Origin of the sequence: Paramylibacter ulvae (assembly GCF_014652655.1) — a bacterium.
Lineage (GTDB): Bacteria > Pseudomonadota > Alphaproteobacteria > Rhodobacterales > Rhodobacteraceae > Amylibacter > Amylibacter ulvae.
This window is the reverse complement of record NZ_BMZF01000006.1, coordinates 1-15,180: the sequence shown is the minus strand read 5'-3', so window position 1 is coordinate 15,180 and position 15,180 is coordinate 1. Positions and strand designations below refer to the sequence as shown.

15 protein-coding genes are annotated in these 15,180 nt (G+C 48.6%); 9 read left to right on the top strand and 6 right to left on the bottom strand.

Annotated features, from left to right (window positions below; all coding sequences use genetic code 11):
- Positions 1-35 precede the first annotated feature (35 nt).
- Genes IE094_RS11055 through IE094_RS11045 form a run of 3 tightly spaced genes read left to right on the top strand, consistent with a single transcriptional unit; the run spans position 36 to position 3,466 of the window.
- Positions 36-785 carry an SDR family oxidoreductase gene (locus IE094_RS11055; protein ID WP_189640775.1) on the top strand — a complete coding sequence of 250 codons (750 nt, stop codon included), beginning with the start codon at positions 36-38 and terminating at the stop codon, positions 783-785.
- A 9-nt stretch (positions 786-794) separates the two neighbouring features.
- A complete protein-coding gene (locus IE094_RS11050; protein WP_189640774.1) occupies positions 795-2,594 on the top strand; it encodes an IlvD/Edd family dehydratase in 1,800 nt (599 codons plus the stop codon).
- A gap of 23 nt (positions 2,595-2,617) precedes the next feature.
- Positions 2,618-3,466, top strand: a complete 849-nt coding sequence (locus IE094_RS11045) for a fumarylacetoacetate hydrolase family protein (protein ID WP_189640773.1) — start codon at positions 2,618-2,620, stop codon at positions 3,464-3,466.
- A 63-nt stretch (positions 3,467-3,529) separates the two neighbouring features.
- On the opposite strand, the gene IE094_RS11040 is transcribed toward IE094_RS11045, so the two are convergent.
- The 3 genes from IE094_RS11040 to IE094_RS11030 form a co-directional block, all read right to left on the bottom strand.
- Positions 3,530-5,077 carry an alanine/glycine:cation symporter family protein gene (locus IE094_RS11040; protein ID WP_189640772.1) on the bottom strand — a complete coding sequence of 516 codons (1,548 nt, stop codon included), beginning with the start codon at positions 5,075-5,077 and terminating at the stop codon, positions 3,530-3,532.
- A gap of 10 nt (positions 5,078-5,087) precedes the next feature.
- Positions 5,088-5,525, bottom strand: coding sequence for a universal stress protein (locus tag IE094_RS11035; protein ID WP_189640771.1), 438 nt, complete (start codon positions 5,523-5,525; stop codon positions 5,088-5,090).
- A 197-nt stretch (positions 5,526-5,722) separates the two neighbouring features.
- Positions 5,723-6,427 carry a DUF2125 domain-containing protein gene (locus IE094_RS11030; protein ID WP_189640770.1) on the bottom strand — a complete coding sequence of 235 codons (705 nt, stop codon included), beginning with the start codon at positions 6,425-6,427 and terminating at the stop codon, positions 5,723-5,725.
- Between the two features lie 270 nt (positions 6,428-6,697).
- Between IE094_RS11030 and IE094_RS11025 the strand changes: the two genes are divergently transcribed.
- Positions 6,698-6,982: a hypothetical protein gene (locus IE094_RS11025; protein ID WP_099594420.1), complete on the top strand. Its 285-nt coding sequence runs from the start codon at positions 6,698-6,700 to the stop codon at positions 6,980-6,982.
- Positions 6,983-7,016: 34 nt separating this feature from the next.
- On the opposite strand, the gene IE094_RS11020 is transcribed toward IE094_RS11025, so the two are convergent.
- Positions 7,017-7,958 (bottom strand): LysR family transcriptional regulator, encoded by a 942-nt coding sequence (locus IE094_RS11020; RefSeq protein ID WP_189640769.1) that lies wholly within the window; start codon positions 7,956-7,958, stop codon positions 7,017-7,019.
- A 106-nt stretch (positions 7,959-8,064) separates the two neighbouring features.
- On the opposite strand from IE094_RS11020, the gene IE094_RS11015 reads away from it, so the two are divergent.
- The 4 genes from IE094_RS11015 to IE094_RS11000 are packed head-to-tail and all read left to right on the top strand — an operon-like array spanning position 8,065 to position 12,139.
- The gene (locus IE094_RS11015; protein WP_189640768.1) at positions 8,065-9,099 is read left to right on the top strand and encodes a TRAP transporter substrate-binding protein; all 1,035 of its coding nucleotides are present in this window, start codon (positions 8,065-8,067) and stop codon (positions 9,097-9,099) included.
- Positions 9,100-9,606 (top strand): TRAP transporter small permease, encoded by a 507-nt coding sequence (locus tag IE094_RS11010; protein ID WP_189640767.1) that lies wholly within the window; start codon positions 9,100-9,102, stop codon positions 9,604-9,606. It abuts the gene before it with no gap.
- A gap of 1 nt (position 9,607) precedes the next feature.
- Complete coding sequence (locus IE094_RS11005; protein ID WP_189640766.1) at positions 9,608-10,966, top strand: TRAP transporter large permease; 1,359 nt, start codon at positions 9,608-9,610, stop codon at positions 10,964-10,966.
- Between the two features lie 3 nt (positions 10,967-10,969).
- Complete coding sequence (locus IE094_RS11000) at positions 10,970-12,139, top strand: cytochrome P450 (protein WP_189640765.1); 1,170 nt, start codon at positions 10,970-10,972, stop codon at positions 12,137-12,139.
- On the opposite strand, the gene IE094_RS10995 is transcribed toward IE094_RS11000, so the two are convergent.
- Positions 12,136-12,972: an NAD-dependent epimerase/dehydratase family protein gene (locus IE094_RS10995; protein WP_189640764.1), complete on the bottom strand. Its 837-nt coding sequence runs from the start codon at positions 12,970-12,972 to the stop codon at positions 12,136-12,138. The two genes, IE094_RS11000 and IE094_RS10995, sit on opposite strands and share 4 nt — an antisense overlap.
- 275 nt (positions 12,973-13,247) lie before the next feature.
- On the opposite strand from IE094_RS10995, the gene arsB reads away from it, so the two are divergent.
- Positions 13,248-14,300, top strand: coding sequence for an ACR3 family arsenite efflux transporter (gene arsB, locus IE094_RS10990; RefSeq protein WP_268247233.1), 1,053 nt, complete (start codon positions 13,248-13,250; stop codon positions 14,298-14,300).
- A gap of 389 nt (positions 14,301-14,689) precedes the next feature.
- Here arsB and IE094_RS10985 read toward each other — a convergent pair whose 3' ends face one another.
- Positions 14,690-14,902 (bottom strand): hypothetical protein, encoded by a 213-nt coding sequence (locus IE094_RS10985; protein WP_189640762.1) that lies wholly within the window; start codon positions 14,900-14,902, stop codon positions 14,690-14,692.
- Positions 14,903-15,180: the final 278 nt, after the last annotated feature.

Sequence of the window (15,180 nt, the reverse complement as noted above, 5' to 3'; positions counted from 1 at the left end):
GCTGTTGTGTCTGTACACAACCCATTGGAAACCACATGACCCAACAACATCGATTGCAGGGAAAAACCATATTTGTCAGCGCCGCAGGCCAAGGCATTGGCCGTGCAAGCGCCATCGCCATGGCAAAACAAGGTGCGCGCGTTTACGCCACCGACATCAATGCCGACGCCATGTTACAACTGGCCGATGAACATCACGAAGGTTTGGAAACCTGCCCCCTTGATGTCACCAACAAATCGGAAGTGGATCGGTTTATCGCTGATATTCAACCCGACACGGTATTCAATTGTGCAGGTTTTGTTCATCACGGCACCATTTTAGAATGTAGCGACGATGACTGGGATTTTGCATTCCAGCTAAATGTTCAATCCATGTATCACACCATTCGCGCAGCCCTTCCATTTATGTTGGATCGTGGAGCGGGCAATATCATTAACATGTCATCTGTCGCATCATCCATTGTTGGCGCGCCAAACCGATTTATCTATGGCACCACAAAAGCTGCCGTGATCGGGCTGACAAAATCCGTCGCCAAAGATTACGTCGCTTCGGGCATCCGCGCCAATTGCATTTGCCCCGGCACGGTGGACAGTCCATCGTTGCAACAACGCCTACACGACACGGGTGATTATGACGCTGCACTGAAACAGTTCATCGCCAGACAGCCAATGGGGCGTTTGGCAACTGTTGATGAAATCGCGTCCTTGGTCGTCTATCTTGCCAGCGATGAAAGCGGCTTCACAACGGGACAAACACATATTATCGATGGCGGTTGGGCCAGCTAAGGAAAGACAATGACAAAGAAAATCAAACCATCCGATTTACGTTCGCGTTCATGGTTCAACAATCCCGAAGATTCCGAAATGACCGCGCTGTATTTAGAACGGTATTTAAATTACGGCCTCACGCGCGAAGAACTGGCAGGAAAAAAACCCATTATCGGCATCGCCCAAACGGGCAGCGACCTGTCGCCATGTAATCGCCACCATGTGGAACTGGCAAAACGAGTGCGCGACGGGGTCATCGCAGCGGGCGGTACGGTGATCGAAATTCCTGTCCACCCGATCCAAGAAACGGGCAAACGCCCAACGGCAAGCCTTGATCGCAATCTTGCATATTTAAGCCTTGTTGAGAGTCTTTATGGCTATCCCATTGATGGCGTCGTGCTGACCATTGGCTGTGATAAAACCACACCGGCACTGTTGATGGCGGCCGCCACGGTGAACATTCCCGCGATCGCATATTCCGTTGGCCCGATGTTGAACGGCTGGTTTGGCGGCGAACGCACAGGTTCGGGCACAATCGTTTGGAAAGCACGCGAATTACACGCCAAAGGCGAAATTGATGATGATGGTTTGATTGATCTGATCGCATCATCCGCGCCATCCACTGGGTTTTGCAATACCATGGGCACGGCAACCACGATGAATTCACTGGCCGAGGCCTTGGGTATGCAGCTTCCCGGCTCCGCTGCCATCCCCGCGCCATACCGTGAACGTGGACAGATGGGATATGAGACGGGCAAACGGATCGTTGATATGGTTTGGGATGATGTAAAACCATCTGACATCATGACACGACAAGCATTTGAAAACGCAATTGCAGTGAACAGCGCTATTGGCGGGTCAACCAATGCCCCCATCCACCTGAACGCGATTGCGCGCCACTTGGGTGTAGAACTTAATAATGACGACTGGCAGAATATCGGGCATAAATTGCCATTGTTGGTCAATCTGCAACCCGCAGGCGAATATCTGGGCGAAGATTTTCATCGCGCTGGTGGTGTCCCCGCCGTGGTCGGTGAATTGATGCGCAATAAATTGTTGCCCAACCCCGATACGCTCACGGTAAACGGCCATTCGATTGGCGACAATTGTCGTGATGTTGAAATCGCAAATGACAAGGTAATCTTTCCCATCGCAAAACCGATGGTCAAAGACGCTGGTTTCCTTAACTTGTCTGGCAATTTATTTGACAGTGCAATTATGAAAACATCCGTAATTTCCAAAGAATTCCGCGATCGGTATTTGTCAAACCCTGATGATCCAAACGCGATGGAAGGCACCGCAATGGTGTTTGACGGGCCAGAACATTTCCACGATACGGTTGATGATCCCGCACTGAACATCACCGAAAATAGTGTCATGATCATGCGCGGCGCGGGTCCTTTGGGCTATCCCGGTGGCGCCGAGGTCGTGAATATGCGTCCGCCAAGTTATCTGTTGAAACAAGGTGTCAATTCACTGCCCTGTATCGGGGATGGACGCCAATCGGGTACATCGGGATCACCATCAATTTTGAACGCATCACCAGAGGCCGCCGCGGGCGGCGGGCTTGCCATTGTGCAAAACGGCGACCCCATTCGGATTGACCTGAACACAGGCACGGTCATGATGTTGCTGGACGATGAAACGATCGAGCAACGGTACAAAGCACTGGTCGAGGCTGGCGGATATAACTTCCCCGAAAGCCAAACACCTTGGCAACAAATTTTCCGCGATCTGGTACAGCCGTTGTCCGAGGGCATGGTGTTGCGTGATGCTCCAAATTACCAAGACGTGGCGCATAAATACAAATTACGTCACAGCCATTAGAACAGCCATTAGAAAGGCCGAATATGAAACTTGTAAGATATGGCGAAACGGGCCACGAAGAACCCGGATTGATTGACGAAAACGGTGTATTGCGTGATCTGTCTGGGCATGTGAAAGATATCAACGGCGCGGCATTATCGGATGCCGAATTGGCACGTATCGCAGCGTTGGATGTTGAGGATTTGCCCGTCGTTGATGGCACGCCACGATTTGGCCCCTGTGTCGCCGACGTGGGAAAATTCATGTGCATCGGATTAAATTATTCTGATCATGCGGCAGAAACGGGCGCATCAATCCCTGAACACCCCATTTTGTTTATGAAGGCGACATCGGCAATTGTCGGCCCCGACGATACGGTATCCCTGCCGCGTGGATCGGACAAATCCGACTGGGAAGTGGAACTGGCCGTTGTGATTGGTAAAACCACAAAATATGTCTCCGTAGATGATGCGCTTGATCATGTGGCGGGTTATTGCATTGTGAATGACGTATCGGAACGCCATTTTCAAACCGCCCTGTCAGGAAATTGGACCAAGGGAAAATCATGCGACACCTTTGGCCCCATCGGCCCGTGGTTGGTGACGCGTGACGAAATCGAAGATCCGCAAAATTTAGATATGACACTGGATGTAAACGGCAAACGTATGCAGACAGGGAATACGAAAACAATGATCTTTAGCGTGGCCGAAATCATTGCACATCTGTCATCGCTGTTTACCTTGCATCCCGGTGATGTAATTTCAACAGGTACACCACCTGGTGTCGGGTTGGGAATGAAACCAAATCCTGTGTTTTTGAAATCGGGTGATGTGATGGAATTACATATCCAAGGGCTGGGAACTCAGCGGCAAAACGTTGTCATGGATACATAAAAAAACGGCGCAGAAACCCGCGCCGTTTAGATGATCAAAGGTGGCCATTTCTGGCCGCCTTTTTTAGTTGTGGAATTTCTTAATCTCACCAGATTGTAAACGTGTGCGATATGAAATCAGTTCTTGCTTCACAATCGACATCAAGAAATACAGACCTGTGATATTCACAACTGCCATCGCAAAGATCGCTGCATCAGAGAAATCAATCACTGGGCCAAGGCTGGCCGCTGCACCGATGACGATGAAGATACAAAAGATCACTTTGAAAATCAGTTCTGATGTTTGACCCTCACCAAACAGGTATGTCCATGCTTTCAACCCGTAGTATGACCAAGAGATCATGGTTGAAAATGCGAACAAGATCACCGCAATCGCCAAGATGTATGGGAACCAGCTAAACGCGGATGCGAATGCAGCGGATGTCAATGCAACACCGGACGTTCCACCCACTGTCGCGATTGAACCGCCATCAAGAATATAGTTGCCCGTCGCAGGATCGATCATCAATTGACCTGAAATGGTGATCACCAATGCCGTCATTGTACAAATGACCACTGTGTCAATGAATGGTTCCAACAGGGAAACAAAACCCTCTGTAATTGGTTCTTTGGTCCGTACCGCAGAGTGCGCAATCGCCGCTGAACCAACGCCGGCTTCGTTTGAAAACGCCGCACGTTTGAAACCTTGGATCAAGGCGCCAACCATACCGCCAGCAACACCCAAACCAGTGAATGCGCCCGCAAAGATTTGACCGAATGCCCAACCGATTTTATCAAAGTTCATCAGGATGATAATCAAAGCAGCGGCCACATATAGAACACCCATGAATGGCACAACTTTTTCGGTTACGCGTGCAATGGATTTCACACCACCAACGATCACCATAAACACCACGATGGCAAAAATAATGCCCGTGATCCAACCCGGGTAATCACCAACGATGCCAGAGATTTGCGCATGGGCTTGGTTGGCTTGGAACATGTTGCCACCACCCAGTGCACCCAAGATACAAAACACTGAAAACAGTGCTGCCAAGAAACCGCCACCGGGCAGGTTGCGTTCCTTGAACCCTTTGGAAATGTAATACATCGGGCCACCAGAAACGGTGCCATCTTCGTATTCATTGCGGTATTTTACACCCAACGTACATTCGGTGAATTTTGATGCCATGCCCAACAGGCCAGCAAGGATCATCCAGAACGTAGCACCTGGACCACCGATACCAACAGCGACGGCAACACCAGCGATGTTACCCAATCCAACAGTACCAGAAAGCGCCGTTGCGAGCGCCTGAAAATGACTTACCTCACCTGCATCATTTGGATCTGAATAGTCACCTTTGACCAATGAAATTGCATGACCAAAATATTTCAACTGCACAAATGCGAAATACAGCGTAAAAATTGTAGCTGCAATCACCAACCACATCACAATCCAAGGAAAGCTAGTGCCAGGAATGGGAGCAAAAATAAAGTTTACAAATGGGCCTGTGGCCTTTGCAAATGCGGCGTTCACACGTTCATCCATGCTTGCCGCTTCTTGCGCTATTGCTGGGGCTGTGGTGGCAAAGGCCGCCCCAACCGTCAGCATCGATTTTTGAAAAATATTCATGTCTGTCCCCTTATCCTACGACCGTTACAGGCACGCTTGCGCTCATTACCAAATTCGCGGTGGAGCTTCCGAAAATGCGTTTGGCAAAACCACCTTCGGACGAACGGCTTACAACAAGTTGTTCAGCGCGTTCTTCGACACAGATGGCATTCAGCGTATCGGCAACATCACCATGGCGAACAATACCGCGTGCATTAAACCCGTCTGCCTTTAGGCTAGCCAGAGCAGGTTCCATGATCCGATCATTCGCGGTTGCGATTTCTTCGTCGCGGCGCTTGTGGCGCTGTGCGTTTTCTTCAGCGGTTTGGAATGAATATGGCGACCATTCGATCACATAGACGATGATCAAGTCGCATGTGCCAATAAGTTTGGCCAAACGCTTGGCATATGCCAAGGCACGATCACCAGACCCTTGGCCATCAAGACCAATAACTAGTTTTGCGGACATTTGTTTCCCCTGTTCATTTTTTGTTTTGCGTTAACACAAAGGGAAAGCCTGATGTCGTTCTATGTCATAACAGACAGCCGTCCCAAGCGTCTTCAACCCTTTGATACTAGAACCGATTATCGGCGCACGTCAAACAAGATGTGTAAATAGGGTAATTAAAAACATATGTTTTGCTGAATATTTGCTTCTATAAACAGCTATTTTGGCAAGATTGACGGAATTTTGGTCAACGGGATAGGGCCCAGCATGAGCTGGCTATCGACGATATCAAACGTAACTTCGACGGCATTCCCGTCTGCAAGCCCCTCTAAAAATGCTTCGGTCAATTTTTTCTGTGTCGGGGATGGGAAATCAAGCAGACCCACAACATCACGCCAATTGGTAACATATGCAGAAATCTCGCCCTGCATTTGCGCATCGTCATCGAAATTTACCGCACCCTTTGCCGTCAACGTCATATCTGCAAGTGCCAAGTTCAGGTTTTGCAGATCGATCCGCTGTATCGCGCGATCACCAAATGCGCGATCAGACCATGGTTGAGATAACTCAAACTGCATATTCAATACCGCAGTACTAAAAAAATGTGGCAAACCCATTTTGGCAATGGCGTCCCAGTCTCGCTCTGGCAAGTTTAGTCGCTCGGCGTTCAGTCTTGCGTTATAAATAAATTCGTTTTGACTTGGCTGATCCAACGTTAACCCACCATTGCGCAACACCTGTTGCCAACCCGTATCATCGACAAGTGTCACAACGTCAGGCGAAAATTCGGTTGCTTTTATCCCGCTCTCGCCAACTTTTGTGAACAACTGATCGCGCGTTTTCGTCCCGCTCAATGTGCCATTTTGCGCAAACACAACCGTGCCGCAGACACAAATGCCCAGTATTATTGGATAAAGCCGCATATACCATTGTCCCTTGGTTATGTTTCATCGCCAGTTTAACAATTTTAGCGCGATTTATTATATCCGCAGCAGAAATCCGCGCAATCGGCGTGACATTGCCGAGATGAATGAGTTGCATGGTAATTTTAACACTATAATTCGTTAAATCTTGACCCTACGGAAATCCAAAAAAGCAACAAATTAAGCAATTAAACTCAATTCTTTCGAACAATTCTTGCAATACCAGCCAAACCAAGTAACGCTTTCGTTATCTAACAGGAGGACTTACAAATGGAACAAATTTTAGCACAAGCAATTGGTGGCGCATTGGGCGGCACTGCAGGGGGCAAGGTTTCTGCTGGCAACAGCATGGGTGGCCTTGGCAACCTGATCGCAGGTGCCGCAGGCGGTATCGGCGGTGGCTCACTGCTCGGCAGTTTGATGGGTGCAGGCACGTCAGCGGCGGCAAGCGGCATTGATATTGCATCTATCGCTGGCAACTTGGTTGGTGGCGGTGTGTCAGGGATGATCGTTCAGGTCGTCGTTGGCATGATCGTTAAAAAAATGCGCGGTTAATCCCGCATCAACATACCTGTTGGCATTGTGAAAATCATGTTTTGCCAACAGGTTTTATTTCATCACGTTCTGGGCGAAGAATTTCGCCAACAACCCCCGAAATAAGCTGTCTTATCCATTTGTACATCATCGAATGATGCGTACGCGATGTCCAATACATATCCACAGAAAGTGGCGCTGGGAATGGACATTCACGGATGATAATCCCATCGGACAATGTTTGCGCTATTCGGCTTGGCACGGTTGATATCAGATCACTATTCCTTAACAAATTGGACAGATCTTCGGGCGTGGGTAACGACACGATTGTATTAAGACTTAGGCCTTTTGCTTCTAGATCAATCATATAGCGTGATCGCCAATTACCGCCATAAATCACTGTCAAATGATTTGCAGCCGCATATTCCTGCTCGCTTAGCGTTACATCGGCCAACGGATTGTTCTGATCCATTACACAAACATAATGATCTGGGATCAGTGTTCGCTTGAAAAACTCTGATGCAGTGTAATTGACAGGTGATAGCAAGATATCACAATCTCCTCTGCGTAAATGCATATCACCTTCGGACAACGACTGGATCATTTTAAGCCGCAAAAACGGTGCTTCTTTGCGTAACGCTGCCATAAGTTTTGGCAACATTATTATTCGCTCATAATAATTGGACGAAATCGAAATCGTTGCCGTTGCGGTTTGCGGATCAAACGCGCTTGGCTCTGACAATGTCGCAAATTCATCCAACATTCTTGCCGAAGATGCCGCGATATATCGGCATCTGTCTGTTGGCGTAATTCCGCGCCCTTGGCGTACAAACAGCGGGTCGTTGAATGCTTTGCGCAGGCGGTCGATTGTATAACTCACCGTTGATTGGTTCACATTCATAATTTCAGCCGCAGCCGAAAACGAACCATGATCGAATACCATGCGCAATGTGCGCAGGGCTGCAAAATCTATTCTTAATGATTCAAGACTGCTCATAGTGTTATATTATCTAATTATTCGATATATTCTATCGAAATAATCGGATTGTTTGATGGGTTATCTCTTCATAACCTATTTTTTCATCACGATTTGGGAGGAAATCATGAAATTTAACAAAATCACTGCCGTTGCAATTGGCGCAATCAGCGCATTGTGGGCGACGGGTAGCTTTGCCCAAGAACATACATTTAAACTTCACCACTTGCTCAGCGAGAAAGCACCAGCACACACACAGATGCTTGCACCTTGGGCAGAAAAAGTTGCCGCAAATTCAGGTGGCAAAGTTAAAATCGATATTTACCCAGCAATGTCACTGGGCGGCAAACCACCAGAGCTAATTCAACAAGCGCGCGATGGTGTGGTTGATATCATCTGGACGGTTAACGGATACACACCTGGCCTGTTCCCACGCACAGAGGTTTTCGAACTTCCTACCGTTTACACAAATGACACCGTGGCAACTAACCTTGCGATGCGCGACATGTTCGAAAGTGACCTAAAACAAGAATACAACGGCGTAGAGGTTATGTTTCTGCATGTTCATGCTGGCCAAGGTATTCATATGGTGGACAAGGCAACACGCAAACCCGAAGATTTCGCAGGCCTAAAGATGCGTATTCCAACCCGTACCGGCGCATGGATCATAGAGGCATTGGGTGCCTCACCCGTTGGTATGCCAGTACCTGCATTGCCCCAAGCGTTGGCGAAAAAGGTGGTTGATGGCGCGTTTATCCCTTGGGAAATTATTCCGCCGTTGAAAATCCAAGAACAGACCAAGTATCAAATCGAAGGCGCTGACAAGGTACGTTTTGGCACAACAACATTCCAAGTATCCATGAATGCTGATCGCTGGAACAGCTTGCCAGAAGATGTGCAAAAAGCATTCCGCGATGCATCTGATGAAGCTTGGGTTGCACAGGTTGGCGACATTTGGCGCGCTTCCGATGAATTCGGCATTGGGTTGGCGGTCAAAGCAGGGAACGAACATATCACCCTGACGCAAGAAGAAACCGATGCGATGAACACTGCACTGACACCTGTTGTCGATCGTTGGGTTGATGAAGTATCTGCCAAGGGCATTGATGGTGCCGCACTGGTTGACGCTGCACGCGCCGCAATTGCGAAACACCAACAATAAATGTCGGACACTGTAAACGAAACGGCGGGGCCAATGGGCCCTGTCGCACGGTTCATCCAAGGCTGGGCCTTGGCGGGTGGCGTGGTGTTATTGTTGGTTGTTCTCATGAACGCATATTCCGTAATCGGAAGCATGTTTGGCGCACCATTCGCAGGTGATTTTGAGATGACCCAAATGGGTGTCGCAATCGCCGCTTTCGCGTTTTTGCCATACTGCCAAATCAGTGGATCACACGTAACCGCAGATATATTCACATCGAACGCCTCTCCAGTTTGGATTGCACGCTTTGAATTGCTGGCATCAATCGTCGCATTCGCATTCGCATGTTTATTGATCTGGCGCATGTATGCGGGGATGTTGAACCAAAAAGAATATGACTACACAACAACCATTTTATTGGTGCCTCATTGGTGGGCGTTTATTCCAATATTGATGTCATTGGCACTTTGGATTTGTGCCAGTTTGATAACCTTGCGCGATGCCGCAACACGTACTTTGGGGCGTTAATATGGATGCATTATTAATCGGGTTTGCGGGTCTATTCGTATTGATAGGCTTGATTGCCATTCGCATGCCAATCGCATTATCAATGATCTTGGTCGGTGGTATCGGGGTAACAATCCTAAACGGCCCCGCCATCTTTTTCAGCCAACTAAAGACATTGGCCTATGGGCAATTTTCAATCTACGACCTTTCGGTCGTGCCAATGTTTGTTTTGATGGGCAACATTGCATCAAAGGCGGGATTATCACGTGATTTGTTTCGCGCCGCCAACGCATGGCTTGGTTGGGCACCGGGTGGTGTCGCGATGTCTGCAATCGCGGCTTGTGCGGGTTTCGGCTCTGTTTGCGGTTCATCACTTGCAACCGCTTCCACCATGGGCCAGGTCGCGCTGCCCGAATTGCGGCGCTTGAATTATTCAGGGGCGTTGTCCACCGGCACATTGGCCGCTGGTGGTGTTTTGGGAATTTTGATTCCTCCGTCAATCGTATTGGTAATCTATGCGGTTATCGTCGAGGCAAACATCGTCACCATGTTCATGGCGGCAATGATCCCGGGCCTGATCGCCGTCGTACTATTTTTGATAACGATCCTGATTTATGTCATGATCAACCCAGAATCCGGCCCCGCTGGCGAACGCCCTGATCGCGCGGAATTCATATCGGCGACCGTTAACTTGATCCCAGTGCTCACCATTTTTGGCCTTGTGATCGGCGGGATCTATTTTGGGTATTTCAACCCAACACCCGCCGCCGCCATCGGTGTATTTCTAGTTTGGATTTACGGCATGGCACGCGGGTTTGTGAAGATACCTGAATTGCGCGATGCATTGCTGGAAACTGCGCGCACCACTGGGATGATCTATCTGATCTTGCTGGGTGCTGAGATGTTGAAAATCTTTATGTCAAGGGGCGGCGTGCCACAGGCAATGGCCGAATGGATGGCGAATTCTGGTCTTACACCAATGACCATCATGATCATTCTTTTGGTGGCACTAATCGTGCTTGGGTGTTTGATGGACAGCCTTTCAATGATCCTGTTGGCAATCCCATTTTTCTGGCCTGTACTGGTTGAAATCAATGGTGGTGATTATGTCGATGCAGCAAACGCTGGGTTTGGTATGACAACCGAGGATTTGAAAATCTGGTTTGGTATTCTCGCGCTCATTGTCGTCGAACTCGGGCTGATCACGCCACCCGTTGGTATGAACGTATTCGTCATATCAGCCATGGCCAAAGATGTCCCAATGATCGAAACATTCAAAGGCGTAATGCCGTTTTTTATGGCCGAAATTGTGCGGGTTATCTTGCTGATCGCATTCCCCGCGCTCACGCTTTGGCTCCCAGCATATTTAAGCGGAGGTTAGCACATGGCACTCGCACCACTTGACGACACAATCACAATCGATGCGTTAACGCTTGACCCCTATCCGATCTATGCCCGCCTGCGCCGTGAAAGCCCCGTTTTACGGGTGAAATCCGTAGGGCGAACATTTTTGACCAAGGCGATTGATACGAAAGCTGTCAAAGACGACCCAGAGCTTTATTCAAGCAACGATCCATACACACCGATGGAACGCGCGTTTCGTGCACATACATTGATGCGAAAAGATGGCGCAGAACACGCCCGCGAACGTGGCGCGATGGCACCTGCGTTTTCTGCACGTAACATTCGCGATGTGTGGATGCCGATCTATGAAAAAATCGCACATGAATATGTCGATGCGCTGCCAAAAGGCGAAACAGTAGAGTTTTTTGGCGATTTGGCGGGGCCGTTTGCCGCGCAATGCTTATCGCACCTGTTGGGCATTCCAAATGCCACCGATGACGATATGCAACGCTGGTCACAAACCTTGATTGACGGGGCAGGTAATTTTGGCTGGCGCGACGATCTGTTCGCGAATTGCGAAACGGTGAATGATGAAATTGACGCTGAATTATTGGCGATGGACGCGTTTCACAAATCCGAACAAGGCCCGTCCGCATTATCAGTGATGTTAAACGCGGACGACCCATTACCGCTGAGCCAAATTCGATCAAACATCAAAATCGCAATCGGTGGTGGTATCAATGAACCACGTGATGCATTGATGACGGTTTTATATGGTTTGCTCTCAAACCCTGAACAACAGCGTGAAGTCGTTGAAAACCAACGCTGGAACGATGCGTTTGAAGAGGCGATCCGCTGGGTTGCCCCGATTCAAGTCAGTTCGCGTTTGGTGATGACCGATACGCAAATCCGTGGGTTGGACATCCCCAAAGGCGATACCGTAATGACGATCCAGGCATCCGCCAATCACGACGAAGATTTCGTAACAGACGGGCATTTGTACAATGTGTTTCGCGACAAAAACCAACACCAATCATTTGGTAATGGCCCCCATTTTTGCCAAGGTACCCATGTTGCACGTCGCCAAATCGGACAGGTCATGTTACCCATCCTTTTTGAGCGTTTCCCCAACATGCAACTGGCAGGTGATGTTCCATTTCGCGGGTTTGGATTTCGCGGGCCCGTCAGCTTGCCCATAAGGCTAAGCTAGGTTTTTTTAGCGTCATCAACGATGTTCAATGTTGCCACGCCACTGTTGCCAAGTTCAACCGTGGCAAACGGGCCGCCGATGCATTGATGCGCCAGATCCGCAGGATCAAGCGGTTCCGAATTTGCATAAATTTCTTTGGCAAATTGTTCCGCGTTATCCTTTGGCCGATAACCCAAAAAATTTGCCTTGGTATTATCAACAGGCGCACGGTCATTGTCGGAAATGCCATAAACGACACTGAACCCTGTGACAGGTGTGCTAATCGCACGTTCGACAAGATGGATCAGATCGTCATATGACAGCCACGTGCCAACGGCGCGCGGGTTTGTAACCTTGGCACAAGAAAAAATCCGCATACACACAGATTCAACCCCCCGTTTATCCCAATAAAGGCTTGCCAAATCTTCGGCAAAGCATTTGGCCAAACCATAATATGTATCTGGACGATGCGCTGCATCCGTTCCAATGCCATCACTTGATTTGTGCATGCCAACCGCATGAACGGAACTGGCATAAACAACGCGGCGCACACCATTTTGATACGCAGCCTCCCATACGTTATATGCGCCAACAATATTGGATTGCAAAATGGCATCAAACGGCGCTTCATCCCCGATGGCACCAAAATGAACCACCATATCTGCGCCTTCCAACAACGCTTTCATGTCAGGCAGGCTTGCTAAATCGGCGCGCACATAGGTTTCTCCATCGTACAATTTGCCAATATCTTCCGTCAAATCGCTACTGACCAACGTATCACACATCGCCGCCAATGGTTCACGCAGATATGATCCCAAACGTCCTGCCGCACCCGTTAAAACGATTTTTTTCATCTGGATTTCCTCAAATTCATAACAAAAGACACAGCGATATTTTTGCGCCTACTTAGATTTACAACAGAAAAATCACATTTCTGGTTATTGTAAAAGCGGTTTATGAACTTCGTCCGAAACTAAATTCGCACCATCCAGCGATATCGGGATTATTTGCGATCTGCTGGCTTTGATCAATGCTCTTACTTATTTGCGGGGTCGAAACTTTACAACTGCGCTCACACTTGGATATTGGGTTAATGAAATCACAACTTTCTGTGACCAAAGGACATCACGTGAACCACACGAACACCCCTCCTGAAATTCAACTCGGTCTATTTGAACGCTACCTTACATTGTGGGTTGCGCTAGCAATGGTGATTGGGATAGCGATTGGCGTTGCTTCGCCCCCGCTGGTCAATGCAATTGCATCTGCAGAAATTGCATCTATCAATCTTGTCGTTGCTGTTCTGATCTGGGCCATGGTTTATCCCATGATGGTCAACGTCGATTTTAGCGCCATTTCGGGCGTCGCTCGTCAGCCCAAGGGCTTGTTCGTTACATTGGTTGTGAACTGGCTGATTAAGCCCTTTAGCATGGCATTTCTGGCCGTTCTATTCTTCGAATATGTTTTTGCCCCGTTCATTTCGCCAGAAGATGCGGCGCAATATATTGCGGGGCTGATTTTGCTGGGTGCGGCACCATGCACAGCAATGGTTTTTGTCTGGTCACAACTTACGCGCGGTGATGCAACCTATACCTTGGTTCAGGTGTCGGTGAATGACCTAATCATGGTAATCGCCTTTGCCCCGATTGTAGCGTTGTTGTTAGGGGTAACTGATATCGTTGTACCATGGCGCACGTTGGTTTTGGCAACCATCCTCTATGTTGCGCTCCCTCTGGCAGCGGGCTTAATTACACGTCGCATTTTGGGGTCGCAACGCGCGATAGATCGGTTTGGCGCAAAGGTTAAACCATGGTCGATCATCGGATTAATCGCCACCGTGATGATCCTGTTTGGATTACAAGGACAGGTCATTTTGAACAGACCATTGGTTATTGCACTGATCGCTGTGCCAATTGTGATCCAAAGCTACGGAATTTTTGCAATCGCTTATGGCGCGGCCTTCATGCTCAAGGTTCCCCATCGCATCGCTGCACCTTGTGCGATGATCGGGACGTCCAATTTCTTCGAACTTGCAGTTGCGGTCGCGATCAGCTTGTTCGGCTTGCATTCAGGCGCCGCCCTTGCCACCGTTGTCGGTGTATTGGTTGAGGTGCCTGTAATGCTTTCACTTGTTGCCTTTGCAAATCGCACACGCAACAGGTTTCCTGAACGCCTAGGGTAATACAGATACAGTCACGACAACTTGCGAGGCCACGCGACATGCTAAGCACGAACTTAAGCTATATGTAGGACTGCGCGAAATATTTCGCGCAGCCTACTGATTTCAAACAAAAATTCCTACAGTTGAAGCCCAAAGATTTTCGCTGCAATTGCGCAAAAGTTTTCGCTAATAACCCATAGTGTTTCGCGTACTGAAACTCAACTTAAGGAGATCGGATACGCGAATTAATATACTGAATTAAAAACACATTTTCCGACTTTGTAAAAGAAATTTCTGGCCGATATACTAATATTTTTTCTTACTGTCAGATTCTTTTTTCTGGAAGGTGGCATCTATCGACTGGGAGCCAAAGCCCAAGGTGCTTGCACAAAGCGAGACCGTTAACGTGATTATAACTCATCTCCCCAACGTCTAAAGCCAGCCGTTTTGGGCGCTTTAGTCGTGCGCTTTTTACGGCCTTTGACCTCCCACATTGGAGATAAATAATTTTCAGGCAACAACTCATCTAAACGCCCATACATTTCCAAAGCCATCAACACGCGTATCCAACTTGTCAATTGGGCAGGCAGCCCTGCTTCCATGTGCTCCAGCGTGGCCGACACGATCCCTGACTCTCAGGATAACTCCTCTCGTGAAAATCCTCTTTGCTCCCGTATATTACGTAAGCGGCGCCCCAGTTCTTCGAGAACAGCTACATCGGGACTCAACTTATCTATGTGCATATATCATCCATGATGAAATTTAAGCTGCTAATTGTCCGTCGTCAGATAAATTGGAACACGTGAGCTTATAAATTAATGGAGGCTCTGGTTCGTCGTTGATTTGATTATGCCGCTTTTCTGAAGTGTTGCAAGCGGCGCTGATTGATGGTGTTGCGTTT

Excerpts from the sequence above, each read along its gene's own strand:
- IE094_RS11055 (WP_189640775.1), top strand. The coding sequence starts at position 36 with ATGACCCAACAACATCGATTGCAGGGAAAAACCATATTTGTCAGCGCC.
- IE094_RS11050 (WP_189640774.1), top strand. The coding sequence starts at position 795 with ATGACAAAGAAAATCAAACCATCCGATTTACGTTCGCGTTCATGGTTC.
- IE094_RS11045 (WP_189640773.1), top strand. The coding sequence starts at position 2,618 with ATGAAACTTGTAAGATATGGCGAAACGGGCCACGAAGAACCCGGATTG.
- IE094_RS11040 (WP_189640772.1), bottom strand. The coding sequence starts at position 5,077 with ATGAATATTTTTCAAAAATCGATGCTGACGGTTGGGGCGGCCTTTGCC.
- IE094_RS11035 (WP_189640771.1), bottom strand. The coding sequence starts at position 5,525 with ATGTCCGCAAAACTAGTTATTGGTCTTGATGGCCAAGGGTCTGGTGAT.
- IE094_RS11030 (WP_189640770.1), bottom strand. The coding sequence starts at position 6,427 with ATGCGGCTTTATCCAATAATACTGGGCATTTGTGTCTGCGGCACGGTT.
- IE094_RS11025 (WP_099594420.1), top strand. The coding sequence starts at position 6,698 with ATGGAACAAATTTTAGCACAAGCAATTGGTGGCGCATTGGGCGGCACT.
- IE094_RS11020 (WP_189640769.1), bottom strand. The coding sequence starts at position 7,958 with ATGAGCAGTCTTGAATCATTAAGAATAGATTTTGCAGCCCTGCGCACA.
- IE094_RS11015 (WP_189640768.1), top strand. The coding sequence starts at position 8,065 with ATGAAATTTAACAAAATCACTGCCGTTGCAATTGGCGCAATCAGCGCA.
- IE094_RS11010 (WP_189640767.1), top strand. The coding sequence starts at position 9,100 with ATGTCGGACACTGTAAACGAAACGGCGGGGCCAATGGGCCCTGTCGCA.
- IE094_RS11005 (WP_189640766.1), top strand. The coding sequence starts at position 9,608 with ATGGATGCATTATTAATCGGGTTTGCGGGTCTATTCGTATTGATAGGC.
- IE094_RS11000 (WP_189640765.1), top strand. The coding sequence starts at position 10,970 with ATGGCACTCGCACCACTTGACGACACAATCACAATCGATGCGTTAACG.
- IE094_RS10995 (WP_189640764.1), bottom strand. The coding sequence starts at position 12,972 with ATGAAAAAAATCGTTTTAACGGGTGCGGCAGGACGTTTGGGATCATAT.